This is a genomic window from Lapidilactobacillus salsurivasis (genome assembly GCF_054785215.1).
In genome coordinates this window covers 63318-88897 of record NZ_BAAABI010000006.1, presented here as the reverse complement: position 1 = coordinate 88897, position 25580 = coordinate 63318, and the positions used below count along the sequence as shown (strand labels likewise).

The window sequence follows — 25580 nt, the reverse complement described above, 5'->3', positions numbered from 1 at the left end:
TAATCGTGAGTCTTTATCCAAAAAGGCATTTAATACTTGCTTCCAATGGGGTATAGGTTACGCCGGATTTGTGATAGAGATAACAACGCCATTGGCAATTTCCACAACTTCATCATACTGATCAAATAATTCGCGATTAACATGGTGAGAGACCGAAATAATCATGCAGGGGAGTTCCAATAAATGCTTTTCCAATTTTAGGCTAAGATCTGGATCTAGTGCTGAACTAAACTCGTCAAGTAATAATACATCAGGTTTTGCCAATAAGGCGCGTCCTAATGCAATTCTTTGACGCTCGCCTCCAGATAGATCTTCTTCAGATATACTATCATTCATCAGATCAAATCTATCAGTTAAATTGTTTAATTCTAAAAAGTTAATCATTTGTTGCAACCGTTGATTATCAACACGTTCACCTAAGAACAAATTATCAGCGAGACTTGCTTGAAAGATAGCCGGAGACTGTGTTACAAGTTTAATTTGTTTGAATGATTTTCCAGAAAGGCCATTTATCGCTAGCTCACCATATTGTTCCCCTACGGTTACACCTGAAATTGCTCGCAATAAAGTTGATTTCCCAGAACCGCTTTTCCCAACGATTAAATACTTTTTCTTCTTTTCAAAAGTCAAGGAGAGGTCATGTAATACTTCTTTTCCGTCAATTTTTTGACCATAATGATTGAAGTTAACCGTTACAATCGAATCCATTATTACTTTAGCTTCAGTAGTTGGTTCGGTCGTATATGCTTGAACACGTTTTGCAATTGGTTCGACTTCACGCCGTGAGTATAGCAACATTGATAAAACCTCCATGGGTGCACCAAGAGTTGCAGCAATTTGAATCGCCGCTAGTAGTCCACCGATAGAGAGTTGATTCTTCGTAATCAAGTAGGCACCAAGTCCGATAATAACGAATGTTTTTGTGATTTGTAAGAAAGCATTGACTGTGTACGTTACTGTTTTAAAGTTGTTGGCTTTACCTTCAGTGGAAAGAATTGCACTGTTATCTTTTAGTAGTAGCCTCTTAAAATAGCCTCGTGCACCAAAATTATAAAGCGTCTCAATACCTTTTACGAATGAAGTGGTTCTTTTATTTAATATATCTTGAGCGTTTATTTGATCTTCGCGGTTTTTCTGGCTCTTCTTCGAAAAAACTTTCGGAAAAACTACAATTATTATGCTGATGATAATTATCACCACAGAAAGTGTTTTGTTAATTGTGAATAGACCAACCGATGAAAGTATGATCATACTAATGCAGTTGACAATATCGATTTCACCCTTGACGTATTGTTCAGCAATAGTTGAGCTACTAACGTTAATATCAGTAATCGCAGAAGATAATGATTTTTCTTGATACTTTCGATGTGCAAATAAGGAACGGACAACATTGATTCTGAAAAAATTTTTAACACGTTTGACTAAATCAAGGCTGAGAAATGTACTGATTGCTGAGAACGTTGCTTGAAGTACTGAACACACCAGAAACAGCCAAAAATAAATTCCAGAGATATTATGAGGATCAGTTGTAACAGCATTGATAAACCGTCCGCTGATCAGCGGTACTAATACAGAAATTGCACTCCATAAAACCGTAGCAACTAGTGTTAATAAATACCAGAATTTTATTTTAATTGATAAAAGTTTCACTGTTATCCTCCGTAAATAATTATTTTTTTAATTAATATTAAGCATTAGATATGTCAATTAAGTCTAATATACCGCAACAATATATCACATTATTAATTGTTTTTCAATAATCAATTCATAGTTTAATAACATTATTTGATGGTTTTCAAAGGATTATTATAATCTGTGATTTAATATTTTAAAATTTATTTGATTAGCATAATATACAAAACATTTATTGACAGTTAGTTTAATTGTGGTTTATTATCATTAAGATTGCTTTTTATTGAGCAACTGCCCCGAGACCGCATTGAACACTTCACATAAGATTTAGGCTTGTCGTTTTAAAGAATTAAAGCACAGTATTAATTATTACTTCTTTTGCCAGCACCGATTATGGAGGAATTTATATGTTGAGTGAAATAAGAAAATACAGCAAAAAGAAAGGCTCACGTAAACAGATGGGAATGCCTTGCCCCGGTGGAACACCGTACAACATCATTCGGCCAATTATCAAAAACAAAAATTAGCAACAGAATTTAGTGTCCCAATTTGGTCTCAGGGGTACATAATTTTGCAGAGTAGGTGGAGTGTCATGTATTTTGACTTATCTAAATTTGCACTATTTCACTGGTATAAGGAGCAAATCTATGGAACCCTAATTAGTGGTGAGATTGTTAGATTTAATGTGGTAGAGTCCTATTTACTGGAGCTCTATTTTGAATCTGATAGTTGTAGTAATCTTAGAAGTAAACTGATTTCCTTGGGATTAACTGCCAATGAAACCGAAAAGTTTATTGCAAAGTTTTTGAATAATAATGAAAATTTTTTATCATTGCAAGATTGTGCATACTCGCTTCCTATGATTACTGGAGAGAAAGGAAAATCCTATCCACTTGAGTTTCATGTTTCGTTAACCAATAAGTGCTTTTTGAAATGTAAGCATTGTTATAAGGGGGATATTCTGAAACCAAAGGAATTAGACTTCAACAAGTTAGTTGATTTCCTAAATCATTTCATAGGTAAAGTACCGCTGATTACACTGTCTGGTGGTGAGCCGACTCTATACAGGCATTTCAATGAATTGATAGATGAGCTATCAAAGAACTTCTTAATATCATTCAGTACTTCTGGTTTCAAAATTGCCCCTAAAAAAGGGAATGCTCTGATAGAACTCGGCAGAAATGTACAAGTTTCCTTATATTATGACAATCCTCTAGAGCATGATAGTTTTACACAAGTAAAGGGCTCCTTTAAGAGCACCACCAACTTTATTCGATCATGCATAGCTCGTGGGCACCAAGTTAGTGTTACAACACTTTTTCAAAACGACACTAAAAAACTGTACGATACAATTGCATATTGTGCACAATTAGGTGTGAGCAATGTTGCGGTTGGCGAAATAACAAATATCGGGCGAGCATCTAATCAACATTTTTACGCCAAGGATTTTACTCGTGTTGTTAATAATGCTAAAAGAGATTTTGAGAATATTATTCCAATTTATTTTGAGGAACAAGGTGAAAATTTACAATTAAGCTGTTTGGGCTGTATTGCCGGAACGCTTCTTTGGTCAATATTTGAAGATGGGGATATTTATGGATGCGGAATCGGGAAAATAGACTATATGAAAATTGGAACAATAAATGAATTACCCATCGAACAAATTTCTGATAACTCTTCATTCTTGGAACGTATGCAAATAGCCGCAGGAACAAGCAATGGAAGTAATCGAGTACAATGTCCGTTTAAAAAATAGGACTTCCATGAAAGAGAATTTATGTTAATCTAACAAAAAACGCTATCCATTTTCACAGACAGCGACACACGCCTCGACAGACTTCAAATTTTATTATCAATAACCTCCAAAATGACCTTCACGAAGGATTATCATCCTGAATATATCCGTGAAATCCCTGGTGTACAAGCATTTGAGAGAAATCCAAGCTCAAACCGCTGGCGATCAACTCCCGTTCCGCGGAAGTAATCTCGGCAACGTCAACTTGGTCAAACGTCTCATCGAAAATCGCCTTGGCCGTTTCGAAGGAACCACCGTTATGCAATAGTTTCAAAATCTCCACGATCTTCTGCTGACGATAAACGGCGTTATGCTTGATCTGATCAGCTCCACTCATACTTCTGCCACCTCGAATCCGGCGTTATGTAACGCCGTTATTAGTTGTACTAAGGGGATTTCTTTCATTTTCGCGCCTTTACGCAAGGTCATAAAGCGCCCCGCGGTTTGTAACATGAGCGGGTTAGTCACGCCATCTAAACCGATCGCGATCATCACCGGCTGGACCTCAGGAACCTGGTTAAGCAAGTCAAAAACCGGCTGATCCAAACTGATTGTCTTCGTTGTCATCCGCAAAACCTCACTTTTCTACACCCCCATTGTACCATGTTGCCAGGAGTTAATTGTGGACAATTCAATTATTGTCCCTGAAAAAAAGGCGCTTCCAAACCCATTAGACAGGAAAAAGCAGAGTGCGCAGCGCAACGGGTTGACTTCGAGCATTAGCCTAGCTAGTGTTTTGGCAGCGAACACGTTCAAAAAAGCCGGCGACCGAAAACCGGCGCCGGCTGTGAAACTTTTTTGATTGATGATATTGGGTTTGATAAAACGGCTGGTTAATCGTGGTCCCCATTATAGATGGTATTGCGGACCAAAACATAGTCCACGGCTTGTAATGCGGCCAGATCCCGCCCGCCCGCGTAAGAAATGGCCGACTGCAAGTCTTCTTCCATGTCCGTCAATTCTTGGTAGAGATCACCTTTCAACGGCAACAGTAAATGTTTACCCTCGATATTATGATGTTCGTGTTTTTGATTTTCGGAAGCGGAACCGAAATATTCCTTATAGACCTTGCCCGCATGCTCGACGATTTGGCCGGGAGATTGTTCAAAGCCGGCCAGCATTGAGCCGACCATCACCATGGTGGCGCCAAAACGGATCGACTTGGCAATATCGCCGTGAGTTCGAATCCCACCGTCAGCGATAATTGGTTTAGTCGCGGCGGCCGCGCACCATTCCAGCGCGGACAACTGCCAGCCACCAGTGCCAAAGCCTGTCTTGATTTTTGTGATACACGCGCGGCCAGGACCAATGCCCACTTTCGTCGCGTCCGCGCCTGCTGTTTCCAAATTGCGCACGCCTTCAGGGGTTCCCACATTGCCGGCGATGACAAAAGTCTCTGGCAACGTTTGCTTAATGAATTTGATCATCGCGATCACCGAATCCGCATGACCGTGGGCAATATCAATGGTCACAAATTCCGGCGTCGCTTGGGCCGCCCGCAATTCCTCAACAAATTTGAATTCATCTGGTTTTACCCCCACCGAAATCGAGGCAAACAAGTTATGTTGATGCATTTTCTGAACGAAGGCGAGGCGCGTTTCCGGTTGAAAACGATGCATCACATAGAAATAGCCATGACTCGCCAGCCATAGCGCTAAAGGTTCATTGATCACCGTTTGCATATTGGCCGGGACCACTGGGATCTTGAACTCATAATCCCCTAGTTTCACTGCGGTCGCCACTTCTTGACGGCTGTTGACCACACAGCGGCGGGGAATCAATTGGACGTCATCATAATCAAATGTATTCATGCACACTCACCTATATCGTTCGTATATTTTTTAAGCCAGAACTATCTTAACAATTTGTCAGCCGATATGCAAGTAAAATACGAACTATATTTGTATTGTTATCCTTATTGTCCTTTTTTCATTTGATGGCTGAGATTCTTGCAGCTGGTGCGGCAGTTATTAAGTATTTCAATTATGGCCGCGGCTTGCGCTGCGAAATTCGGGGTGAGCTCGCTGTGGGCGTCACTTTGAGCTTCGCAAAACCCGCGAATCTCAAAGCTGAGCCTTATTCTAAGCGGCAAAGCCGCTAAGAATAACGACACGGCGATCTCACCCCGAATTTCTCCGCTCCAGCCGCTCAACGTTATAGCAGCCGGTTGAGCACTCACGCCGGCTGACAGGCTATGGTCAATTGATGGGGAGCCCCGCAATTAACGGCCGTGGTTAGTGGTTATGATTCTTAAATTGGTGACACCGGTACAATCCGCCTGATAAACAAAGCTAGTTCTCGGTGAATCAACTGAATCGGTCAATTTCCACCCGTGGACTGTTAAGAAAACAGGTACGGATGTTCGGTCTACGCAAAGTGTCCCGACCTCCTGATCAAAATCCGTTGGTATTGCCGTACCACCACAAAAGTGGACAATTGTTTGACCTCTAGCTTGCAAGAGCACTTCGTCAAATACCCAACTTCGATTGCAGATGAGCTCAATTCCGCCTAGCAACCGGCTGGGACTGCGCGGCTCAGTGGTGAAATTGTCCTTTGCGGCTTTGCCGCTTAGGACAAGGCTCGATTTGAAGCCAAGCCGCTGGGCTTGCGGATTGGCTTCAAACGATGCCCACCACGTTCCAGTCCGCAACAGCAGTCCCAGCCGGTTGCGTCCACATCCAAACCCGCCAAACCTGCAATCAACCCCAACAAAAAAGAGCAATCGCCTGCGACGATTGCCCAACTGTGGTACCAATTCATTCATGATCGTTCAAATTCATTTTTCATGACCAACCAGCGTTGCGGCGCTATTTGACCAACAACGCCTCTTTCGCGTGGATCAATTCGGTCAGCAGTTGACAGATCGGCGTCGCCAAGCCAGCTGCCGCCGCCTTTTTCGCGACGTAACCGTTCAGATAATCGATCTCGGTCAAACGATGATGCTCGATCAGGTCTTGATGCATGGACGGATAGTGCTCGCCCGCCTTCTTCGGATCATACAAAGCCTCAATGTCTCGGGCGATCGGCTCCACAGGCAAGGCCACTTGATCATCATGTTTGGCGACCAGGGCAAACTCGGCGATGATCTGGCGCAACAATTTCGCGGTCTGTGGCAACGCGCCTAACTGGGCGATGTTGCAATCCAACAACGTGCATAAAGTATTCAAGGTCCCATTGACACAGGCTTTTCGCCAGATCGAGAAAATCACATTGGGACTGTATTCCGCCTTTAACCCTGCCGTGCTGAAAACGCGACAGATTTCTTCGGCCGCCGCTTGTTCCGTCGGCACGATATTTTGAACTTCGACGCGACCATCACCAACTAGTTTGACGTGACCTGGTCCGATCAACGCCGCCGTCCATAACGTCACGCCCATAAAAATGTTCTCTCGGTGAACGTATTTCTCCAAGGTTGGCACGTGACCTAAGCCGTTCAATAGGCAAACGATCTTCGTTTCCGGTGTCAAAATCGGTTCGATCGCCGCTAACATTTTCGGGAGACCCATGGATTTGGTAAAGAGGATCACCAATTCTGGTTTCTCCGTCACTTGGGCCGGTAAGTACGCCGGTAAGTGGACCTGAGAACTGCCGGTTTCTGTATCAACGGTCAAACCCTTGGCGTTGATCGCCGCCACATGTTCCGCCCACTGATCGATCAGAATGACTTGATTTCCCGCACGGCTAAGCATGACCCCGAAGCGGGAACCCATTGCGCCCGCACCTGCAATTGCGATTTTCATGATTAAAACTCCTTTTTTTGAAACGTGTTGCACACAACTGACTTCTGCGCTTAACTACGCCAGGTTTCCGGAAGCACAACCAGCTTCCAAAATCCTGCCTAGGTTAATGCTCAAAGTCAACCCGCTGTGTTCCGCACTCTTTTTGAAACGTGCTGCACACAGCTGACTTCTGCGCTTAACTACGCCAGGCTTCTGGAAGCACAACCAGCTTCCAAAATCCTGCCTAGGTTAATGCTCAAAGTCAACCCGTTGTGTTCCGCACTCTTTTGGAAACGTGCTGCACACAACTAAACTACAGGTCTATTCTAACCGCTTTCGCCGCGCTTGGCCTGGATAACGCCTTGGTTATTTCGTTTTAAAATGGTGGTAAAGCCGCAAGCCTAAGTTGACCAATAGCACGATAAGCCCACCAAACAGCAATAAATAACCGATGGGGATCAGGAAGAAAGGCTCCTGTAAAACGCCGTTACTGTCCAGCGAGGAACCGATCAACGCCGCCGACAAGAAGCAGGCGCCGCCTAATACAAATAAGATCACGGTCGCGATATTGAGCCGGGCCAAGCGCACTTGACTACCATCTTTAACTAATTTCTTTGCCATCGTTTCGTCTCCTAAAATCAATTGATCAAGAGAGATTTGGAAAAGTTGGGCAATGGTGACCACCATGGCCAGATCCGGCAAATTACGATTATTCTCCCAACTAGAAACAGTTTGCCGCGACACATGTAACTGCTGGGCCAACTGTTCCTGCGTTAAGGCGTGTTGTTGCCGAATTTTCTTGACTTGTCCTCCGAAATCCAAATAACTTCCTCCTGTCACTTTTAGGTATAGCAGTCACGCCCGTTTTTGCCTAGCTTGCGCTACAAGCGGTGGCGCTAGCGGCTTGCCAGTTACACCAGCGCCCACGTCAAAATCTCGCCAGTCGCACAAGCATTCCTATTCCTTCAGGCTTTCGCTTGCGTTATATAACGCTGTAACGACCGTTTGGCAATAACTTATCAGCGCGTTATTGCGCCGTTCGCTGTTGCTTCACGGCAGTGGCGTAACCACGTTTAGATTTGTACCCCGCGGCGAAAATCTGCTTCATTTCCGCCAAATGTTTGGTCTGCGTCGCGTCGGCTTTGACGCCAAACAAATAGCGCGCCCACTCCCGCTGATAGCCTGGGGTCAATCCGCGAAAAAACGCTTGAAGTGTTGGATCATCCGCCAATAATTCCGCCACTTGGGGAATCATCGCCTCATAATCCGCTAAATTTCGACTGATCATTTGCCTTGCTCCTGACTCAATGTTATTTTCACTTACGGTTGACGTGAAAAATCCGATCAGTGCCAGAGATTCTTGAAGGAATCCCCTAATTGCACCGCCGCTTGGGCATACTTGTTCTTGATTGCCGGTTGGATCCGCAAGGAACAATCGCGCGCGATAAAATCGGCGATCTCCGCGTAAGTCATTTGCGAAGTATCGATTTTCTGAGCGAATTTAACGTCATCCAAGGGCGCCTGTTCATCCTTCAACCGCGTCACCGCAAATTGGTCGTGCAGATCCCCGCGCAACTTCAACCGCTTCTTGATTGTTTCCGGATCCGCGGTCAAGAAATAATGGCGAACATCAATTTGATCTTGTCGCAAACGCCCGATCACCTCATCGAAATAGCGCGGTTCCAGCAACTCCTCCGGCACGATCACCGTTTGTTTGCCCTGCAACGCGATTTTCCGCAATAACTGATAATTCCATTGCCGCCATTCTGGATAATCCTGGAAATTGTCCAACCGCAATGATTTCGGTAGCTGTTTGCGCAACAGTGTCCCCACATTATCCGGGTCATAGCGCGACGACCCATTCAAGCGCCGATTCAACTCCGCCGCCGTTTGCGATTTCCCGACGCCAAAAGCGCCATTTAACCAAATAATCATTTTGATCACCTATGTTTTACCAGCGCAGAGCTGAAATCTGCGCTTTTTTCTTATCATACCATGGACGCCGGGATTTTAGTCAAATGTAGCCATCGACTGCAATCACGGCCGCAACAGCACCACTAGAAAAGCGGACCAAACAATTCAATGTATTTCGAAATAACGGACCAGAAAAATTTAAATATAATAATAATCGTCATGATCACACCTATAGCGGCTGAGATCATGCCGATTCGCTCACTCTTAGCATTGGGTATGTCCACTTCTGGCTGCTCTGATTCGGGTTGATCCGTTTCTGCCTGCTCTGATTCGGGTTGATCCGTTTCTGCTTGCTCTGATTCGGGCTCCGCTATTCCAGAGCCCGCCGTAATGCTGGACTCGGACTCAACGAACACCCCCTGCTTGGAACCGGTTTGCGTTTGGTGCGGGTGGCTGCTGACCCGCACATCCTCATGCCAAGTATCGCCATCATGATAGTCTTCCTGGCGGTCATGATAAACAATATCCGCCGGTTCGTGATAGGTTTCTTCCCGCCCTAATTGTCGTTGTCGTCGCACTGCCCATTCCCCCTACTTGATCATGGTCTAGCCATTTCTGCCCTTGCTTTAATTCTACCCTTTTTTGCTGAGGCAACCAAGCCAACCTGGATAATAATTTAATAAGGGCTCTGATAAAATCAGCTTCCCGCTTTTGTGGTGGTACGGCAATGCCAACGGATCCGGATTAGCAGGTCGGGACATTTTTTGTAAGCTGAACACCTCTACTTGTTTCCTTAACAACCCACCGGTGGAATCAGACCGATTCAGTTGATTCGCTGAGAACTAGTTCTGTTCATCAGAAGGACTGCGCTGGAGTCACCAATTTAAAAATTGTGGCCACTAACCACGTTCGTCAATTGCGTGGTTCCCCGTCAATTGACCATAGCTTGCCAACTGGCGTGAGTGCTCAAACGACTGTTAAAACGCTGAGCGGCTGGAGCGGAGAAATTCGGGGTGAGATCGCCGTGAAATTGTCCTTGGCGGCTTTGCCGCTTAGGACAAGGCTCAGCTTTGAGATTCGCGGGTTTTGCGAAGCTCAAAGTGATGCCCACAGCGAGCTCACCCCGAATTTCGCAGCGCAAGCCGCGGCCAAGCTACTTTTACTCAGCGAAGTGAAGTACGCCAGCCCCACCAAGCGCCACGCCGCCACAATCGAGATTGAATTTTAGGAATATTCTGGTATAATTTCTAAGTTATTGGCTATTTATCAGCCGAATCTTTATAATGAGAACTAGAATGACTAATTGGAGGTAAGTGGATTGACTACTGCCAAAATCGTTTACGCCAGCATGACTGGCAACAATGAAGAAATCGCAGAAATCGTTGAAGAAGCATTCCAAAATCATGACGTTGATGTTGAAACCACCGAAATTTCCCAAGCCGATGCGTCGGACTTCGAGGACGCGGACATCTGCGTGATCGTGACCTATACTTATGGTGAAGGCGACATGCCTGACGAGGCCCAAGATTTTTACGATGATTTGCTTGAAGAATATCTGACCGGTAAAATCTATGGCACTTGTGGCTCAGGCGACTTATTTTATGAAGGTCATTTCTGCGCGACGGTTGACGATTTCGACCGCGCCTTGGCGCAAACCGGCGCGACAAAAGGCGCGGAAAGCGTCAAAATCGACTTGGCCGCCGAAGCTGATGACATTGAACATCTAGAACAATTCGTGACTGAATTAGTTGCTAAAGCGCAACAGAACGGGTAACTTGCGATGATTAAATTTCGTGAATTTCTCCTAAAGCATCGGGATTTCCTGATTTATACAGTTTTCGGTTTTCTAGCTTCGGTGATCAACATTGTTTCCTTTATGTTGATCAAGAGCGGCCTGCACGTTCATTACATTTTCGCCAACACCTTAGCCTGGCTGATTTCGGTAGTTTTTGGATTTTTCACTAATAAGTCGATCGTTTTCAAATCGGAATACTCAACGGGTTACGCGCTGTTCACCGAATTGATCGCGTTCTTCTTCTTTCGCGGCATGAGCTTGCTGGCGGATTCGGCAATCATGGTGCTGGGGATCAGCGTATTGCATATGTCCAGTTTCTGGGCCAAAACCATCGATCAACTCTTGGTCGGCCTGTTGAACTATGCCACCACCCGCTTTACGTTCAGCAAGGAGCAGAAGGCCATGACCGCGCGACTACGGAAGCTGCGGCAGGAACGGCTGGGCCGCCGCCGCACGCCCTCGTCTTTGCCGGAGCCCTCGGAGACCAGCCCAGATCAGCCCGAGAAGAAACAAGAATCACATTAGCCTGTCCGGAAGTGAACCAAGGACGCGTCAATTCCCGATAAAAAACCACCTGATCAGCGCCGACCGGCAAACATTGCGGTCAAGCTGATGATCAGGTGGTTCTTTTTTTGAATGTGCCGCGCGGGTTTGGAAACGTGCTGCCCGCAACTGACTTCTGTGCTTAGCTACGCAAATGTTCCGGAAGCGCAACCCGCTGCCAAAACCTTGGCTAGGTTAATGCTCAGAAGCTACCCGGGCCGACTGGCACTTTTAGCCTTCAAAATCGGTTGGCGCTGGGGCTTGATCATCGAAATAGGCGTGGATCGCCGTGCAGATCCGTTCGGCGGCATGGCCATCCCCATAAGGATTTTTGGCGTGGGCCATGGCTTGATAGGCGGTCTCATCTTCCAATAATCGCAACATATTGGTCGTGACCACCTCTGGATCCGTGCCCACCAACTTCAAAGTGCCCGCAGCCACTCCTTCTGGCCGCTCGGTGGTATCACGCAAGACCAGCACCGGCTTACCCAGCGAAGGCGCCTCTTCTTGGACACCGCCGGAATCAGTCATAATGAAATAAGACCGCGCCGCCAAATTGTGGAAATCAACCACATCTAAAGGATCAATCAAATGAATGCGGGGATCATTGCCCAGAAGTTCGTGGGCCGCCTCTTGGACCACCGGATTCAAATGGACCGGATAAATGATTTCCACATCAGCATGACTGTCAACAACTTGCCGCATCGCCTTGAACACGCGCCGCATCGGTTCGCCCTGATTTTCCCGCCGGTGCATCGTCACCAAAATCATCTTCTTCGCGGGATCGACTTCATCGAGAACATCATGATGATAATCGGCCTTGACCGTTTGCTTCAAAGCGTCGATCGCCGTATTGCCGGTAACATACAAATGCTCAGAAGAATGGTGCTCCTGCAACAAATTAGCCTTACTCTGGCTGGTTGGCGCAAAATATAAATCACTGAGATCATCGGTGATCTGCCGATTCATTTCTTCGGGGAACGGCGAATACTTATTCCAGGTCCGCAATCCCGCCTCCACATGCCCCAAGGTCGTCTGCTGATAAAAAGCGGCTAAACTCGCGGCCATGGAGGTCGTCGTATCGCCATGGACCAAAACAATATCAGGCTTCTCAGCGGCGATCACCTCTTCGATCCCGGTCAACACTCGGCCAGTGATTTGGCTTAAAGTCTGGCGCTGTTTCATAATGTCCAGATCATAATCGGGCGTGATTTTGAAAATCGCCAAAACTTGATCTAACATTTGCCGGTGTTGCGCGGTCACCACGGTGATCTCCTTGAATTCTGGTCGCCGCTGTAATTCTAGAACCAAGGGCGCCATTTTGATTGCTTCTGGCCGTGTGCCAAAAACGGTCATCACTTTGATCTGCTTTACCATCTACTTACCTCCGCGAGTTCATCGTTCTGTTCTCTAATTATAGCATACTTAGCTTGGTGTTTACTTTGCGTGTGGGGCTTCAGGGCGGGCTGGTGGTGCGGGCAAAAGTAGCGTGGCCGCAGCTTGCGCTGCGAAATTCGGGGTGAGCTCGCTGTGGGCTTCACTTTGAGCTTCGCAAAACCCGCGAATCTCAAAGCTGAGCCTTGTCCTAAGCGGCAGAGCCGCCAAGGACAATTTCACGGCGATCTCACCCCGAATTTCTCCGCTCCAGCCGCTCAACGTTTTAACAGCCGTTTGAGCACTCGCGCCAATTGGCAAGCTATGGTCAATTGATGGAAATCCACGCAGTTGACGGCCGTGGTTAGTGGTTACAATCCTTGAATTGGTGACACCAGGATAGTCTGTCTGATGAACAGACCTGGTTCTCGGTGAATCAACTGAATTGATACGTTTCCACCCAAGGATTGTTTAGGGAACAGGTAAGGATGTCCAATCAATGCAACCTGTACCAACCAACTAATCCAGATCGGTTGACATTGCCGTACCACCAAAAAGTAGGCAATTGTTTGACCACTACACTTGCAAAAGCACTTCGTCTAATCCTTCGCCTTGATTGCAGATGAGCTCAATTCTGTTCAGCAACCGGCTGGGACTGCGCGGCTCAGTGGTGAAATTGTCCTTGGCGGCTTTGCCGCTTAGGACAAGGCTCGATTTGAAGACAATTCCCGCTTTTGGAATTGGCTTCAAACGATGCCCACCACGTTCCAGTCCGCAACAGCAGTCCCAGCCGGTTGCGTCCACCTAAACCCAACCACGCCTGCAATCAAGCAAGGTTCAATAACAGCGCACAGGCATCTGGACTCAGTTTGCGTTGCCGTACCACCACAAAAAGGACAATTGTTTGATCTCTCGCTTGCGAAAGCACTTCGTCTAATCCTTCGCCTTGATGGCAGATAGGCTCAATTCTGCCTAGCAACCGCCTCAGGACGTGTGGCTCAGCGGTGAGATTATTCTTAGCGATTTATCGCTTAGAATAAGGCTCGATTTGAAGACAAGCCGCTGGGCTTGCGGATTGGCTTCAAACGATGCCCACCGCGTTCCAGCCACGATAAACGTCCTGAGGCGGTTGCGTCCCCATCCAAACCCAGCACACCTGCAATTAGGCTCAGGCTACTTTCCCTTCACAAAGCATGGTAAACTAGAGCTAAACAAGCGAAAAGAGGATCTCTGATGACGACAAGAAATTTCACCGAGCAACTACAAACCTATGCCGATTTGGCCATCAAAATCGGTCTAAATATCCAACCAGGCGATTTAATGACGCTTTCCATTGATGTTGAGCAGGCGCCTTTTGCCCACTTATTGGTGGCGGCGGCTTATCGAGCGGGCGCGCGCAATGTGATCATGCAGTGGCAGGACGCGCAGATCCAGCGGCTGGCTGTGCAGGCGCAATCTGATGATGAGCTTAGCAGTGTGCTGCCCCATCAAGAAACTTTGTCAGAATACATCGCCACGCAGCGGATCAAACGACTGGTCGTGATGTCCAGTGATCCCGACACCTTGGCTGGCTTACCCGCGGACAAAATCGCCGCGTTCCAACGGCGGGATAGTCAAGGGATTCAGGCCGTGCGCAGCGCCACTCAAAGCAATCGCTTGAGCTGGCTGATCATTGGCGCCGCAAGTCCGGCCTGGGCCCAAAAGGTTTTCCCTGGGGAGACGGCGGAGGTGGCGACCGATCATCTTTGGCAAGCGATTTTCAAAACGATGCGCTTAGACAGCGCCGATCCAATCAAGGCTTGGGAAGACCATCGCCAAAAACTAAGCGCCAAGGCGGAAATGCTGAACGCGCAACAATTCGATCGACTTCATTACACCGCGCCTGGAACTGACTTGGTCATTGGGCTACCGCAAGATCATCGCTGGGAGGCGGCTGGTGCCACCAACGAAAAGGGCGACTTCTTTATTCCTAATATGCCGACGGAAGAAGTTTTCACCGCGCCGGACGCCAATCGGGTCGACGGGACCGTAAGTTCGACCAAACCCCTTAGTTACGCGGGAACGATTCTGAGCGGCTTGCACTTCACGTTCGCCCACGGCAAGGTGATCGCCGCCACCGCCGCCCAAGGACAGGCCACCCTGGACCATCTCTTGGCGACCGATGATGGCGCCCGCCACTTAGGCGAAGTTGCGCTAGTTCCCGACCAATCGCCGATTTCGCAGTCAGGCATCACCTATTTCAACACCCTTTTCGACGAAAACGCCTCTTACCACCTCGCATTGGGCGCCGCCTATCCGTTTTCAATCAAGAACGGAACCAACATGACCAAACTCGCCTTACAAAAGGCCGGGTTGAACAGCAGCCAGATCCATGTGGACTTTATGGTCGGTTCCGCCGAAATGAACATCGACGGCATTACCAAAAGCGGCGCGGTCGTCCCACTATTCCGCCAAGGCAACTGGGTCGAATGAGTAGCGGCTGGTTGATGCTTAGCGGCGCCATGATCATTTTCACCTGTTTTGCCGCCGGGATCACTTATATGAATTGGACCCGCCCGCGCGACCGAAAACTCTTTCTCAGCATCACCGTGGTATTGTTGCTGGGCACCCTCTTCTGCCTGTGGCAACTTTTCCAAGGCATGGGCACGCTTTGAGCGCCGAGCCACAATTCCGAACCAACAGATGCCAATTCAGATTGCTTAACCAGCCAAAAACCATTATAATTAGTAGGTATTTCGCGGTGATAGCTCATCTGGATAGAGCAACGGCCTCCTAAGCCGTAGGTGGAGAGTTCGAGTCCCTCTCACCGCATAGAGTGCGAGCCAGCCCGGGTAGCTTCTGAGCATTAACCTAGCTAGGATTTTGGAAGCGGGTTTCGCTTCCGGAATCCTAGCGTAGTTAAGCGCAAGAAGCTGGGCTGGCGAGCACGTTTCAAATCAGAGAGTGCGGAGCGAGGATGGGTGGCTGTGAGCATTAGCCTAGCAACAGTTTTGGTGGCGTACTTTGCCACCGGAACTGTTGCGTAGCTAAGCGGAACAGCCAATCCTCGCGCAGCACGTTTCAAAAGAGTGCGGAGCGCAACGGGTTGACTTCGAGCACTAGCCTAGCTCTTGCTTTGGAAGCCGCACTTCGCTTCCGAAACAAGAGCGTAGCTAAGCACAGAAGTCAGTTGCGCTCCGCGCGTTTCAAAAAAGCAATCACAGCCCCGTGATTGCTTTTTTCGTGTCGATTGCCGGCGCCACGCCATTAATCATCTGGCGCCATTCATTCAGGTAGCACTTTATCTGCCGCGGTCAGCGCGCGCAACACGTGACAAGGATTGCCCACCGCGATCACATTCGCGGGGATATCCTTGTTGACCAAACTCTTGGCGCCAATAATGCTACCGTGGCCGATCGTCACGCCAGGCGTGATCGTCACATCGCCGCCGATCCAAACATCATCTTCGATCGTGATTGGCAGCGCCTCTTCCACGCCGGTGCGCCGCTCGATCGGGTCGAAAGTGTGATTAGCGGTGTACATGCCACAATTGGGCCCAATCAAGCAATGTTCGCCAATCGTGATTTTGCCCTCATCCATCAGAAATGCATTTCGATTGAGGAAAGAATTCGCGCCAATCGTTGTATGATTACCATAATCCACCCAAATCGGGTTGATGATCACCACACTGGCCGCCATTTCAGGGAAAAGTTGCGGTAACAGCTCAGCGCGTTCGGGGCTGTAAGTCGGTAATAAATTGATCTGGTGGCAGAGATCCATCGCCTTTTTCCGGTCGGCGACCAACTCAGGATCGCCATTGGGATCATACCACTCGCCAGCAAAACTCTTCTCTTTTTCAGTTCGCACCATAATTTCTCCTTAATAAATTGATTTCTAACATTACCATAAAGAACCAGCGGGTGATTGTCAATCAACTTTTTCCTGAGATGCGGCAACGGACTTCTTTCATTGTCCCTAATAAAAAAGCAAGGACCAATGGGAATCTCCTTGGTCCTTGCCTTTTCGAACTCTTGATTTGAAACGTGCTCGCCAGCCCAGCTTCTTGCGCTTAACTACGCTAGGCTTCCGGAAGCGAAACCCGCTTCCAAAATCCTAGCTAGGTTAATGCTCAGAAGCTAACCGGGCTGGCTCGCACTCTGTTTTGAAACGTGCTGCGCGAGGATTGGCTGTTCCGCTTAGCTACGCACTCTGTTTTTGAAACGTGCTGCGCGCAACTGACTTCTGCGCTTAACTACGCTCTTGTTTTGGAAGCGAAGTGCGGCTTCCAAAGCAAGAGCTAGGTTAATGCTCAAAGTCAACCCGTTGCGCTCCGCACTCTGTTTTTAAAAATAGTCCCAGAGCATTGGTTTGTTGGGATAGGTCAGGCAGGCTTGTAGGCGGTCCAGGGTTGCTGGAGCGGCTTGCAGATCAGCGCCGGCCTGCTGCAATTCGCGCAAGCTGCGGTAGCCTAAAACGACTTTTGTCAGCTGACGGGTATCGATGCGCAGGTCGACTTGCTGGGCGGTGCTGGGCTTCAGTTGGCCTTGACCAGCGGTGACGGTCAGTTCCCAGACACCCGCGTTTTGCGGATAGAAATCGTCGCTGATCGCCAGGGTGATGGGTTGCGCCAAATCGGCGGTAAACTGCCAATTCGCTAGCAGCGCCGGCCAGTTCGCCACCGCGGCCATCATATAAGGCTGGATCGTCGTCTGGACCTGATAAGACTCAGGCAGCCAGTCATTATGCGGCGCTTGGTTGCTGCTGGTATAGCTGAAGGACTGATAACTGCTGACATGTTTCCCGACGAAAGTCCACAAACGTGTCTGCGCGGCGGGACTAGTCGCCATCAACTCCACAACCCGAAACTCGGTCCCAGGTTCGCGCTCATAGAGCAGATAGCCGTCGAGTTCGCCAGTTTCATCCTTGGATAAAGCCAGTTCCCAGCGCGAATGTTTACTGAAACGATAAGCTTGCCACCAATCCGGGCGGGTCACCCCACCTTGTTGACTCTGGAAATTGGCTTGATAAAGCCGAGCCATTTCCGATAAATGTGCGGAAAAATCAGCGCGCACCACAGAGCCGGTTTGGTTTTTCGGTAAGCGGGGGAAATTAGCGGCGGTCAGTTGATACTTGACCTGATCGAAAACCTGTTCAAAGCCGAAGCGGCGATAAAACCTGAAGGAGAACGGCGCCAGATAGGATAAGTAAACCCCATCTTGGGCCATTTGGGCATAAGCCGCCTGCATCAACTGACTGATCGCGCCTTGACCACCGAATTCCGGATAAGTCGCCACGTACCCGATCCCAGCCATGAGCAAGCTGCGACCATGCCAGTTCACTGGTAAATTGGTGACCATCAAGCCACTTTTGACCTGACCGGCATCGTCGAGCATCACAAAGACATGGCTGTGCTCAGCCAAAACCATAAACTTCTCACGGCGGCCAGCATTGCTGGGGCGATCGAACGCGTAGTAACAAAGTTCTAAATACTGATCGAGGAGCGCTTGATCAGCTTCTTGGAGCAAAACGACCTTGGTCATTTCTGTTCTCCTAAGTCCTCACCATTGCTGGCAATGACCTGTTTGTACCAATAGAAACTGTCCTTTGGATAACGAGCCAGATCTTTCTCGCTTTCTTCATCACGATTGACATAAACAAAGCCGTAACGCTTGCGGTAACCATTGAGCCAGCTGAGTAAGTCTGTGAAGCTCCAAGTGGTGTAGCCGATGACGTCAACGCCATCACTAATGGCTTCGTGGATTGCCTTCACGTGTTCACGCAAGAAGTGGATCCGATAATCATCATGGATCTCGTGATCAGCTTCTAAGGTGTCGAACGCGCCCAACCCGTTTTCCGTAATCAAAACTGGCAATTGATAACGACTATTGATCCGCCGTAACGCGATCCGCAAGCCGATCGGATCAATATTCCAATCCCAATCGGTCTTTTGCAAATGATCGTTCTTAGCCATCTTGAATAAGCCGGGAACACCGGATTCTTGCGAAGTTCCCTTCTTACCAGAAGTATTTTCCGCAGCCATGCCCACACCGTCTAACGGATTGGCGGCCACCGTATTGGTTTGATAGTAATTCAAGCCCATGAAATCTGGATGAGACAACGGGTCTTTCAACAACGCATCGTCGGCTTCGGTGATTTCAGGCGCGAGACCTTGTTCTGTCTGCCATTTCCGAATCAAATCAGGATAATGACCGAAAACATACATATCCATCCAATAGTAAGAATTGAATTGTTCCGCATTATCCGCCGCCAATTGATTAATTGGCGCCGCGTCAGCTGGATAAGCCGGGCTATAAGCGAAACTTGGTCCGATTTGACCTTGGAAACCATGTTCGTGGAAATATTTGATCACCGTTGCATTGACCAAATTACCGATATGGTTCGCCGCGTACATCCGCTTAGGATCCTTAACTGCTGGTGGATGACTGGCCATCAAATAGCCATGTTGCATAAAAATGTTCTGTTCATTCAAGGTGACCCAATAACGGACCCGATCGCCATAGCGGTCAAACAGGGTTTTCGCGTAATTCAAGAAATCAGGAATAATTTCCCGAGATTCCCAACCACCATACTCATCCTGCAACGCTTGGGGCAAGTCCCAGTGATAAATCGTTACCACAGGTTCGATCTTATGCGCGATCAAATCATTGATCAGATCGTCATAGAACTTCAAACCAGCTTCATTCGGTTCGCCTTTGCCATTAGGGAAAATCCGCGTCCAAGCAATGGAGAAACGATACGCCTTCAAGCCAGCCTCAGCCATCAGGTCAACATCTTCTTGATAACGATGATAGTGATCAACGGCCACATCACCATTGGTTCCTTCGTAAGTCTTGCCTGGGATCCGGACGAACTTATCCCAAACTGATAGACCCTTACCGCCTTCGCGGTAGGCCCCTTCGATTTGGTAAGCAGCCGAAGCAGAACCCCACAAGAAGCTCTTAGGAAAAGCGGTCAATTCTTTGTGTTCCATTCTTTCGCCTCCGATATTTAAAACCCGATCAATTTTACCAACAGATCACGCAATCTAGCGGATCAAGGAAATTCCGCAGATCTAACAGATCCGACAGATCTACCGCAGAAACCAGATCCGACAGAAGAAACCAGATCCGACAGATCTAGTATGATTCTTCGATCTGCGTCAACATTTTGCGGAAATCACGCCGCCGCATCCAGCCCATGATCCAACCAACGACCATGTTGTTGACTTGACGCATCCAGCTCTTCGCCTCAACGTGTTCTTCATAAGTCAACTCAGTTTCGTGATCACCGATCGCCTTGATATCATAGCTGACCAAGAACTTGGTTTGCGTCGATTGCGTTTCATAATGATACGCTTCATTAGGCACCAATTTGGTGATCAACAATTTAGCCGACGTGGTGTTATTGAACTTCTTAACATAACTAAAACCATCCAGTTGCTCCTCGGTCACATCCGTACCAGTCTGCTTGCGAATGTCATAGAGAACTGAATCGATGATCTTATGATAAAAGTAAGTGCTGGGAATATTTAATTTCTGCACAATTTTCATTTCTTAGTCACCTTTTTTTCTTTGGTTACGCCGGCGTCAACGCCATGTTTCGCCTTGGGGTCATGTGCGCGAATGTAGTCATCATCCGCCTTCTTATTCTCCGCTGCGATCTTCGCACTGTACACCTTGGAATCGTGACGATACAACCAGAAACCAAGCCCAACAATAATCAGACCAGTAAACATGATGCCGGTCCGAATATCAGTCGCGCCGGGACTAGCTGGACTGAGCATAATGGTCAAAAAACCAATGCTCATTACCAAAAAACCGCGGCGAGGCATTATTTCTCTACCCCAGCTTGGAAGTAAAGCACCATGCCCCAAGATTGCGCCTTAATCAAAGATTTCGCTAATTTTGCGGCCGCTTCCAAGTCGTCAGCAGTGGTCTCAAAAACCAATTTCATCCCATTCTTGCTCTTCAGCTTGAAGGAAACACCATTTTCATTGTAGTTGTTCAACAGGTCGATAATCTTGTCTTGAGAAATCGGTGCGTTTAAAAAAATCATAGTTTTGATCTCCTTTAAAATGTCAAAAATATTTTTATTACTATTATAGGATAAGCCATTTGCCCGCTTAAATGCAACAATTCTGGATAGATTATCAGCGAAATCGGGCCAAATTTAGTCACGCTTTAAGTGTGAATGTCGCCAATAAAAAGTCCTGATTGACGAAAGCGCTCTTTTTAAGTTAGAAAGGGCCAGCAGATCAATGACCTGCCAGCCCCTTTCTAGATAACTTAATCAAACTTATTCAGTTTTGTAATTAAGCTGCTTGTTCTTCGTCAGCAGCCATCCGACTTGAAGCAAGAACGAATGGTAACCAGATGAAGAAGGCAATAACCATATTGACCAAAGCTAACACGGCAGCACGCCAGTCAAAGTTCGTGGCCATCCATGCCAGCAATACTGGTGGGGTGATCCAAGGAACTGAAACTGTCACTGGGTTGACCCAATGTGCAGCAGTTACGAAGTAAGCGATGATTGTGTTAACAACTGGTGCCAAAATGAATGGAATGAAGTAAATTGCATTCAAGACGATTGGCAAACCAAACATAACAGGTTCGTTGATGTTGAACAGGCCAGGAGCAAACGCTAATTTAGCAACAGCCTTTTCATCAGCACGTTTTGAGAAGATCAAAATTGCTGCCAACAGAACGATTGTACCACCAGAACCACCAAACCATACGTAAGCATCAAATGAGCTACGAGTCCAGTAGTAGATTGGCTTCGTGCCATTCTTTAATGCTTCGATGTTCAAGTTCTGTGTTGGTGTCCAAACACCTTCCAAGATAGGGCCCAAAACGTTTGGTCCGTGAATACCGAAGAACCAAAGAATTTGAACTAACAAGGAAACCAAGATAACTAAGCCAGCACCTTGGCCTAACTTCATCAATGGTGCTTGGATCGTTGCATTGATCCAATCCCCGAAGACTTGGCCAGTCATCTTTGTAAACAAGTAGTTAACGATTGCAACGAAGAAGATTGCGGCCATTGAAGGAATCATGGCTGTAAATGCTTTAGATACTGCAGGTGGCACTGTGTCAGGCATCTTGATCGTGATGTCTTTATGCAGTAACCAGATGTAGATAACAACTGCTAACCCGCCAAGGATCATGGCAGTGAACAAAGCAGCTGAGTTCAATTGACCCATGGTGAACAAGCTACCAATAGTAACGGTCTTATCAGCAACTGTTGCGCCAGCATCAGTGAACATTTTAGCGACACCTTTAGATAAAGGTTTTGCTAAGCTCAATGAAGTCGTGCTATTAACAGAGATGAAGAACGCTGATAAGGAAACCAACGCGCCGCCTAAACCATCAGCATGATAGTTCTCAGACAAGTGGTAGCCCCACATTGCTGCGAAGAAGACCGCGAAGATCCCTAAAGTACCATTCCAAACCAAGCCATCAATGGCAACGATTGGTTGAACGCCCTTAACAAAGCCGTCCCAGCCCCATTGAGCAGGATAAGTGTTCAACAACGCGTTTAACAGTGTTGCGAACGAACCAGCCATGGTGACAGGCATCGTGGAAATGAAGCCATCACGTAAAGCGACTAACCAAGGAATAGAACCAATTTTTGTTGCAACTGGCACAACATATTTCTCAAGCCAATTTACAATCCCTTGCATAAATATAACCTCCAAAATAAAAGCTAACCCATATTTTCGGCCTTTCGACCAACCCAAAAAATAAAAAATAGCTAAAAACTAGTAGAGCTAAGTGCTAAACATAGTTGTCTATGCTTCTTTGCCAGCTAATTTCTTGTACAAATCAACGATTTCGCCAGCTAAATCACGGAAAGTGATCGCGTTCATCAAATGGTCCTGTGAATGAACCATCAACAAGGTAACTGTGACATGCTCACCACTCGCCTCTTTGGTCAGCATCCCGGTCTGGGAATTATGAGCTTCCGCTAATGATGCGTCCGCTTCTTTCAGCTTCGCGTCAGCGCCCTCAAAATCACCCGTCTTAGCAGCTTGAATTGCCTCCATCGAGCTACTCTTTGCGTTACCGCCATTGACAATCAAGCCCATGACCGCTTGTAGATTTTGATCTTCGTCCAATCTTCTTAGCCTCCTTCCGCTCTCAAAGTTTAAACAAAAATAATTGCAAAAACTGCTCCAACAGCAGCCAACAATGAAAACATTTTCATTGCTACAACCAAGTTTAGCACAATCAAAACTTCACAACAAGTCTGTTTTTGTTAAAAGTTTATGATTGGTCCAGACCATAATTAGATTATAAGGATTCACTACTGGATTTGTCAACCCTTTTTTAGTGGTATAGCGCAAATGAAAGCGGCGCCACCTCAGCGATCGAAAGACCGGGTGGCGCCGCGCTAAATGGGCGATTCTTTAAGAAAAGCCTAAATTAAAATAAGGATTCACTGGTGTTTACCAATATTTTTCTGATCACGAAAGCGCTTCTTTTTATGTGTCTTTTTTCGCAATTCTGTTGGTTTTTGGGGCAAATGACCCGCTTTTTCATTTGGCATAGACCAATTTTTCTCGCGAATTGGTTTTGTTTTGAGTGGTTTGTCCGTTTGTAGCTGTTTATCGATCAAATAAACCGTCCGAATTTGGTAATTTGGGCTCACCAACTTTTGCAAATCACGGCGATCGTGGTCGTTACCTAAGCTGATCACCGTACCTTGGTGGCTCATCCGCCCGGTCCGACCAGCCCGATGAATATAGCTGGTCAGATCGCTGGGCATATCATAATTGATCACGAAACTCAGGCCGGCGAAATCCAAGCCGCGCGCCGCTAACTCCGTGGTCACTAAATAAGTCAACTTGCCTTGACGAAATTGTTGCATGATCCGCTGCCGCTCCTGACTGGATTCGCGCCCTGTCAACATGCCAACTTTTAAATTGATGTATTTCAAGGTCTTGAAGAGGGTCTGGGCCTGGCCTTGGTGGCGGACGAAGACCAAGGCGTGATCGCCGGCGATCGGTCCCCGCGCCAACTGCTTCATCAGTTCGGCCTTATGATGGTTGCCGACGATCAGGAAATCATGGGCGGTTTGCTGCTGTTCTTGATCTTGACGCCGGGTATCGCAGCGCACGAAGTCATAGCCAAACCATTGAGCCAACTCCTGGAAAATCGGCTGTTCTGTGGCGGACATCAGAACCATTTGGGTATCGGCGGGGAATTTGCTGATCAGCTCCCGGGTCGCGGTCAAATGTTCCGGATCCAATTGCAGATCGGCCTCGTCGATCACCAAGGTGGTCAGGCGGTCCGCTTTGAGCTGGCGCTGATTCAACAATTCCGTCAACCGGCCCACTGTGGCGACCAGGACTTCTGGATGGGTCTTCAATTGTGTCAATTGGCGCTTCAAATTGGCCTTGCCCACCACGCCCTGCACCTTCAAGTCGATGGCCGCCGCAAATGGTCGGACCACTTCGCGGACTTGCATCGCCAATTCAGCGCTAGGCTCCAGGATCAGTAATTGACTGCCCTGCCGCGGTTGCAACGTTTCTAATAATGGCAGCGCAAAGGCTAAGGTCTTGCCTTTACCGGTGGCCGCTAACCCTAAGACAGGCTCGCCGCGTTTGATCGGCCAATAAACGGCCTTTTGGATCGGGGTGGGTACCGTATAGCCCGCCGCTTGCCATAAAGGTTGGAAGGGCGGGATCGGCGTTACATATTCAGGTTGTATTGTCATTTTGTTTGGTCACTTTCGAAAACGATCCCGGCGCTGGCCCGCAATTCAACCAATAACCGATTGACTTGACCAGCCAGCTGCCAGTAATGTTTGAATTTGTCTTCCTCCCGGTTGGAGAACATCAGACTGATTGTGTTGACCTCCTCCACCAAGCTATTCTCAGCGGTATGTTGGCTGAGATCTTGATAAACCGCAGGACTATCGTAAAGCCGCACTTGTGTTGGTTCGCCCAGATTATCCAGCCACAGCGTCTTGCGGTGGGAATAAATTTCACTGGCCAAGAAAGATTGTTGATCCTTCCCGAAAATCAAAGCCACATCGAATTTAGGATAATGGAGCCGCGCCAAGCCATGTAAATCAATGCCGTTCTCCGCCTTGGTGGGGTAATAAGCGCTGGATTCAGGCACACCAAACCAATCCACTGCGGCATACAATAGATACACGCCTAAATCGTAAAGCGCGCCGCCAGCATATTTCGGTGAGAAAATGTTGGGATTTTTTCCAGCTTGGAAGGCGTCAAAGCGACTGGAATATTTCATATACGTCAAAGTTGCCCCAGTGATTTCCGTCAGTTGGCGGACTTTCTCCTGGGCCGTTAAGTAATTACTGTCGAATAAATGACGCGCCGCCTCAATCACGTGTAAATCTGGGTGCGCCTGCAAATATGCGTCGATTTCGTCGTACTCGGCAATCGTGGCGAACGCGGGCTTCTCCACAATCACGCTCTTGCCATGTTCCAAGGCAGCTTTAACGTGGGTGAAGTGTAAACTGTTTGGTGACGCCACATAAACGACTTCTAAGTCAGGCGCGCTGAAGAAGGCCTCCAAGTCGTCTAGCGCCGTTGCTTCTGGTAAAAACAAGTCATCGATCAAGGCTTGCGCTTTCGCTTTATCCCGCGAGTACAAGTGACTGACTTTAAAGGCGCGACTGGCGATACACGCCTCAACGAAAGTTCTAGTAATTTGACTGGTACCGATCGTTCCTACATTTGTCATGTGCATGGACCCCTTTGTTTTCTTTTGTCCCGTTACCCTATTGTAACAAAAATGCCACGGAGAAATCATTGTTTTTCGTACCAATTTAGAATAACTGATGATATGATTGGAGTATGAAG

At 47.5% G+C, this 25580-nt stretch carries 30 protein-coding genes, 1 tRNA gene and 1 pseudogene; 7 read left to right on the top strand and 25 right to left on the bottom strand.

Annotated features, from left to right (window positions below; all coding sequences use genetic code 11):
• Positions 1-57: 57 nt before the first annotated feature.
• Entirely contained in the window at positions 58-1650 is a 1593-nt protein-coding gene (locus ACYVSB_RS08625) for an ATP-binding cassette domain-containing protein (RefSeq protein WP_057823587.1), read from the bottom strand.
• Between the two features lie 574 nt (positions 1651-2224).
• Here ACYVSB_RS08625 and ACYVSB_RS08620 point away from each other — a divergent pair.
• Positions 2225-3388: a radical SAM protein gene (locus tag ACYVSB_RS08620; RefSeq protein ID WP_461219128.1), complete on the top strand. Its 1164-nt coding sequence runs from the start codon at positions 2225-2227 to the stop codon at positions 3386-3388.
• A 187-nt stretch (positions 3389-3575) separates the two neighbouring features.
• Here the strand turns inward: ACYVSB_RS08620 and ACYVSB_RS08615 are convergent.
• The 10 genes and pseudogenes from ACYVSB_RS08615 to ACYVSB_RS08570 form a co-directional block, all read right to left on the bottom strand.
• Positions 3576-3764, bottom strand: a pseudogene (locus ACYVSB_RS08615) (DUF438 domain-containing protein); the annotation flags it as partial.
• The gene (locus tag ACYVSB_RS08610; protein WP_125596652.1) at positions 3761-3994 is read right to left on the bottom strand and encodes a DUF1858 domain-containing protein; all 234 of its coding nucleotides are present in this window, start codon (positions 3992-3994) and stop codon (positions 3761-3763) included. The gene ACYVSB_RS08610 and the pseudogene ACYVSB_RS08615, both read right to left, overlap by 4 nt.
• 266 nt (positions 3995-4260) lie before the next feature.
• Positions 4261-5238: a GMP reductase gene (locus tag ACYVSB_RS08605; RefSeq protein ID WP_125596655.1), complete on the bottom strand. Its 978-nt coding sequence runs from the start codon at positions 5236-5238 to the stop codon at positions 4261-4263.
• Between the two features lie 104 nt (positions 5239-5342).
• Positions 5343-5648, bottom strand: coding sequence for a hypothetical protein (locus ACYVSB_RS08600; RefSeq protein ID WP_125596658.1), 306 nt, complete (start codon positions 5646-5648; stop codon positions 5343-5345).
• Complete coding sequence (locus tag ACYVSB_RS08595) at positions 5649-6191, bottom strand: hypothetical protein (RefSeq protein WP_125596661.1); 543 nt, start codon at positions 6189-6191, stop codon at positions 5649-5651.
• Between the two features lie 43 nt (positions 6192-6234).
• Positions 6235-7167 (bottom strand): 2-dehydropantoate 2-reductase, encoded by a 933-nt coding sequence (locus ACYVSB_RS08590; RefSeq protein ID WP_461219127.1) that lies wholly within the window; start codon positions 7165-7167, stop codon positions 6235-6237.
• A 345-nt stretch (positions 7168-7512) separates the two neighbouring features.
• Entirely contained in the window at positions 7513-7968 is a 456-nt protein-coding gene (locus ACYVSB_RS08585) for a helix-turn-helix domain-containing protein (RefSeq protein ID WP_125596667.1), read from the bottom strand.
• Positions 7969-8173: 205 nt separating this feature from the next.
• Complete coding sequence (locus ACYVSB_RS08580; RefSeq protein WP_125596670.1) at positions 8174-8434, bottom strand: YdeI/OmpD-associated family protein; 261 nt, start codon at positions 8432-8434, stop codon at positions 8174-8176.
• Positions 8435-8490: 56 nt separating this feature from the next.
• The gene (locus ACYVSB_RS08575; protein ID WP_125596673.1) at positions 8491-9081 is read right to left on the bottom strand and encodes a P-loop nucleotide/nucleoside kinase family protein; all 591 of its coding nucleotides are present in this window, start codon (positions 9079-9081) and stop codon (positions 8491-8493) included.
• A gap of 122 nt (positions 9082-9203) precedes the next feature.
• Positions 9204-9638 (bottom strand): hypothetical protein, encoded by a 435-nt coding sequence (locus ACYVSB_RS08570; protein WP_125596676.1) that lies wholly within the window; start codon positions 9636-9638, stop codon positions 9204-9206.
• Between the two features lie 314 nt (positions 9639-9952).
• Here ACYVSB_RS08570 and ACYVSB_RS08565 point away from each other — a divergent pair, with 314 nt between their 5' ends.
• The 3 genes from ACYVSB_RS08565 (at position 9953) to ACYVSB_RS08555 (ending at position 11380) form a co-directional block, all read left to right on the top strand.
• Positions 9953-10288, top strand: a complete 336-nt coding sequence (locus ACYVSB_RS08565; RefSeq protein WP_125596679.1) for a hypothetical protein — start codon at positions 9953-9955, stop codon at positions 10286-10288.
• A 90-nt stretch (positions 10289-10378) separates the two neighbouring features.
• A complete protein-coding gene (locus ACYVSB_RS08560) occupies positions 10379-10834 on the top strand; it encodes a flavodoxin (RefSeq protein WP_125596682.1) in 456 nt (151 codons plus the stop codon).
• A 6-nt stretch (positions 10835-10840) separates the two neighbouring features.
• Complete coding sequence (locus ACYVSB_RS08555) at positions 10841-11380, top strand: GtrA family protein (RefSeq protein ID WP_125596685.1); 540 nt, start codon at positions 10841-10843, stop codon at positions 11378-11380.
• Positions 11381-11629: 249 nt separating this feature from the next.
• Here the strand turns inward: ACYVSB_RS08555 and wecB are convergent, their stop codons facing one another.
• The 4 genes from wecB to ACYVSB_RS08535 all read right to left on the bottom strand — a co-directional run bounded on the left by wecB (position 11630) and on the right by ACYVSB_RS08535 (position 13882).
• The gene (gene wecB / locus ACYVSB_RS08550; protein WP_125596688.1) at positions 11630-12775 is read right to left on the bottom strand and encodes a non-hydrolyzing UDP-N-acetylglucosamine 2-epimerase; all 1146 of its coding nucleotides are present in this window, start codon (positions 12773-12775) and stop codon (positions 11630-11632) included.
• 60 nt (positions 12776-12835) lie between these two features.
• Entirely contained in the window at positions 12836-13093 is a 258-nt protein-coding gene (locus tag ACYVSB_RS08545) for a hypothetical protein (protein WP_125596691.1), read from the bottom strand.
• A 255-nt stretch (positions 13094-13348) separates the two neighbouring features.
• Positions 13349-13522: a hypothetical protein gene (locus tag ACYVSB_RS08540; protein ID WP_164511058.1), complete on the bottom strand. Its 174-nt coding sequence runs from the start codon at positions 13520-13522 to the stop codon at positions 13349-13351.
• Positions 13523-13756: 234 nt separating this feature from the next.
• A complete protein-coding gene (locus ACYVSB_RS08535) occupies positions 13757-13882 on the bottom strand; it encodes a hypothetical protein (protein WP_263853211.1) in 126 nt (41 codons plus the stop codon).
• A gap of 123 nt (positions 13883-14005) precedes the next feature.
• Between ACYVSB_RS08535 and ACYVSB_RS08530 the strand changes: the two genes are divergently transcribed.
• From ACYVSB_RS08530 to ACYVSB_RS08520, 3 genes are all read left to right on the top strand, one after another.
• Entirely contained in the window at positions 14006-15244 is a 1239-nt protein-coding gene (locus ACYVSB_RS08530; protein WP_461219126.1) for an aminopeptidase, read from the top strand.
• Positions 15241-15426 carry a hypothetical protein gene (locus tag ACYVSB_RS08525; protein ID WP_125596697.1) on the top strand — a complete coding sequence of 62 codons (186 nt, stop codon included), beginning with the start codon at positions 15241-15243 and terminating at the stop codon, positions 15424-15426. Before ACYVSB_RS08530 ends, ACYVSB_RS08525 begins: the two co-directional genes overlap by 4 nt.
• A gap of 83 nt (positions 15427-15509) precedes the next feature.
• Positions 15510-15583, top strand: a tRNA-Arg gene (locus tag ACYVSB_RS08520).
• A 453-nt stretch (positions 15584-16036) separates the two neighbouring features.
• Here the strand turns inward: ACYVSB_RS08520 and ACYVSB_RS08515 are convergent.
• The 10 genes from ACYVSB_RS08515 to ACYVSB_RS08470 all read right to left on the bottom strand — a co-directional run bounded on the left by ACYVSB_RS08515 (position 16037) and on the right by ACYVSB_RS08470 (position 25461).
• A complete protein-coding gene (locus tag ACYVSB_RS08515; RefSeq protein WP_225422127.1) occupies positions 16037-16618 on the bottom strand; it encodes a sugar O-acetyltransferase in 582 nt (193 codons plus the stop codon).
• Between the two features lie 476 nt (positions 16619-17094).
• Positions 17095-18291: a GNAT family N-acetyltransferase gene (locus tag ACYVSB_RS08510; RefSeq protein ID WP_461219125.1), complete on the bottom strand. Its 1197-nt coding sequence runs from the start codon at positions 18289-18291 to the stop codon at positions 17095-17097.
• Entirely contained in the window at positions 18288-19742 is a 1455-nt protein-coding gene (locus tag ACYVSB_RS08505) for a glycoside hydrolase family 1 protein (protein WP_461219124.1), read from the bottom strand. Before ACYVSB_RS08505 ends, ACYVSB_RS08510 begins: the two co-directional genes overlap by 4 nt.
• A 145-nt stretch (positions 19743-19887) precedes the next feature.
• Positions 19888-20301, bottom strand: coding sequence for a DUF3284 domain-containing protein (locus ACYVSB_RS08500; RefSeq protein WP_461219123.1), 414 nt, complete (start codon positions 20299-20301; stop codon positions 19888-19890).
• Positions 20298-20558 (bottom strand): hypothetical protein, encoded by a 261-nt coding sequence (locus ACYVSB_RS08495; protein ID WP_461219122.1) that lies wholly within the window; start codon positions 20556-20558, stop codon positions 20298-20300. The genes ACYVSB_RS08500 and ACYVSB_RS08495 overlap by 4 nt, the downstream gene beginning before the upstream one ends.
• Before the next feature lie 23 nt (positions 20559-20581).
• On the bottom strand, positions 20582-20806 hold the full coding sequence (locus ACYVSB_RS08490) for a hypothetical protein (protein WP_461219121.1): 225 nt from the start codon (positions 20804-20806) through the stop codon (positions 20582-20584).
• Between the two features lie 256 nt (positions 20807-21062).
• Positions 21063-22430: a PTS sugar transporter subunit IIC gene (locus tag ACYVSB_RS08485; RefSeq protein WP_461219120.1), complete on the bottom strand. Its 1368-nt coding sequence runs from the start codon at positions 22428-22430 to the stop codon at positions 21063-21065.
• A 108-nt stretch (positions 22431-22538) separates the two neighbouring features.
• Positions 22539-22835 (bottom strand): PTS lactose/cellobiose transporter subunit IIA, encoded by a 297-nt coding sequence (locus ACYVSB_RS08480; protein WP_125596981.1) that lies wholly within the window; start codon positions 22833-22835, stop codon positions 22539-22541.
• A 350-nt stretch (positions 22836-23185) separates the two neighbouring features.
• On the bottom strand, positions 23186-24466 hold the full coding sequence (locus ACYVSB_RS08475; RefSeq protein WP_461219119.1) for a DEAD/DEAH box helicase: 1281 nt from the start codon (positions 24464-24466) through the stop codon (positions 23186-23188).
• The gene (locus ACYVSB_RS08470) at positions 24463-25461 is read right to left on the bottom strand and encodes a Gfo/Idh/MocA family protein (protein WP_461219118.1); all 999 of its coding nucleotides are present in this window, start codon (positions 25459-25461) and stop codon (positions 24463-24465) included. The genes ACYVSB_RS08475 and ACYVSB_RS08470 overlap by 4 nt, the downstream gene beginning before the upstream one ends.
• Positions 25462-25580 lie beyond the last annotated feature (119 nt).

Bases quoted from the DNA above. Each gene is read 5' to 3' on its own strand.
- ACYVSB_RS08580 (WP_125596670.1), bottom strand. From the start codon at position 8,434: ATGATCAGTCGAAATTTAGCGGATTATGAGGCGATGATTCCCCAAGTG.
- ACYVSB_RS08575 (WP_125596673.1), bottom strand. From the start codon at position 9,081: ATGATTATTTGGTTAAATGGCGCTTTTGGCGTCGGGAAATCGCAAACG.
- ACYVSB_RS08620 (WP_461219128.1), top strand. From the start codon at position 2,225: ATGTATTTTGACTTATCTAAATTTGCACTATTTCACTGGTATAAGGAG.
- ACYVSB_RS08555 (WP_125596685.1), top strand. From the start codon at position 10,841: ATGATTAAATTTCGTGAATTTCTCCTAAAGCATCGGGATTTCCTGATT.
- ACYVSB_RS08605 (WP_125596655.1), bottom strand. From the start codon at position 5,238: ATGAATACATTTGATTATGATGACGTCCAATTGATTCCCCGCCGCTGT.
- ACYVSB_RS08500 (WP_461219123.1), bottom strand. From the start codon at position 20,301: ATGAAAATTGTGCAGAAATTAAATATTCCCAGCACTTACTTTTATCAT.
- ACYVSB_RS08530 (WP_461219126.1), top strand. From the start codon at position 14,006: ATGACGACAAGAAATTTCACCGAGCAACTACAAACCTATGCCGATTTG.
- ACYVSB_RS08590 (WP_461219127.1), bottom strand. From the start codon at position 7,167: ATGAAAATCGCAATTGCAGGTGCGGGCGCAATGGGTTCCCGCTTCGGG.
- ACYVSB_RS08480 (WP_125596981.1), bottom strand. From the start codon at position 22,835: ATGGGCTTGATTGTCAATGGCGGTAACGCAAAGAGTAGCTCGATGGAG.
- ACYVSB_RS08595 (WP_125596661.1), bottom strand. From the start codon at position 6,191: ATGAATGAATTGGTACCACAGTTGGGCAATCGTCGCAGGCGATTGCTC.
- ACYVSB_RS08610 (WP_125596652.1), bottom strand. From the start codon at position 3,994: ATGACAACGAAGACAATCAGTTTGGATCAGCCGGTTTTTGACTTGCTT.
- wecB (WP_125596688.1), bottom strand. From the start codon at position 12,775: ATGGTAAAGCAGATCAAAGTGATGACCGTTTTTGGCACACGGCCAGAA.
- ACYVSB_RS08475 (WP_461219119.1), bottom strand. From the start codon at position 24,466: ATGACAATACAACCTGAATATGTAACGCCGATCCCGCCCTTCCAACCT.
- ACYVSB_RS08525 (WP_125596697.1), top strand. From the start codon at position 15,241: ATGAGTAGCGGCTGGTTGATGCTTAGCGGCGCCATGATCATTTTCACC.
- ACYVSB_RS08505 (WP_461219124.1), bottom strand. From the start codon at position 19,742: ATGGAACACAAAGAATTGACCGCTTTTCCTAAGAGCTTCTTGTGGGGT.
- ACYVSB_RS08490 (WP_461219121.1), bottom strand. From the start codon at position 20,806: ATGATTTTTTTAAACGCACCGATTTCTCAAGACAAGATTATCGACCTG.
- ACYVSB_RS08510 (WP_461219125.1), bottom strand. From the start codon at position 18,291: ATGACCAAGGTCGTTTTGCTCCAAGAAGCTGATCAAGCGCTCCTCGAT.
- ACYVSB_RS08485 (WP_461219120.1), bottom strand. From the start codon at position 22,430: ATGCAAGGGATTGTAAATTGGCTTGAGAAATATGTTGTGCCAGTTGCA.
- ACYVSB_RS08470 (WP_461219118.1), bottom strand. From the start codon at position 25,461: ATGACAAATGTAGGAACGATCGGTACCAGTCAAATTACTAGAACTTTC.
- ACYVSB_RS08495 (WP_461219122.1), bottom strand. From the start codon at position 20,558: ATGAGCATTGGTTTTTTGACCATTATGCTCAGTCCAGCTAGTCCCGGC.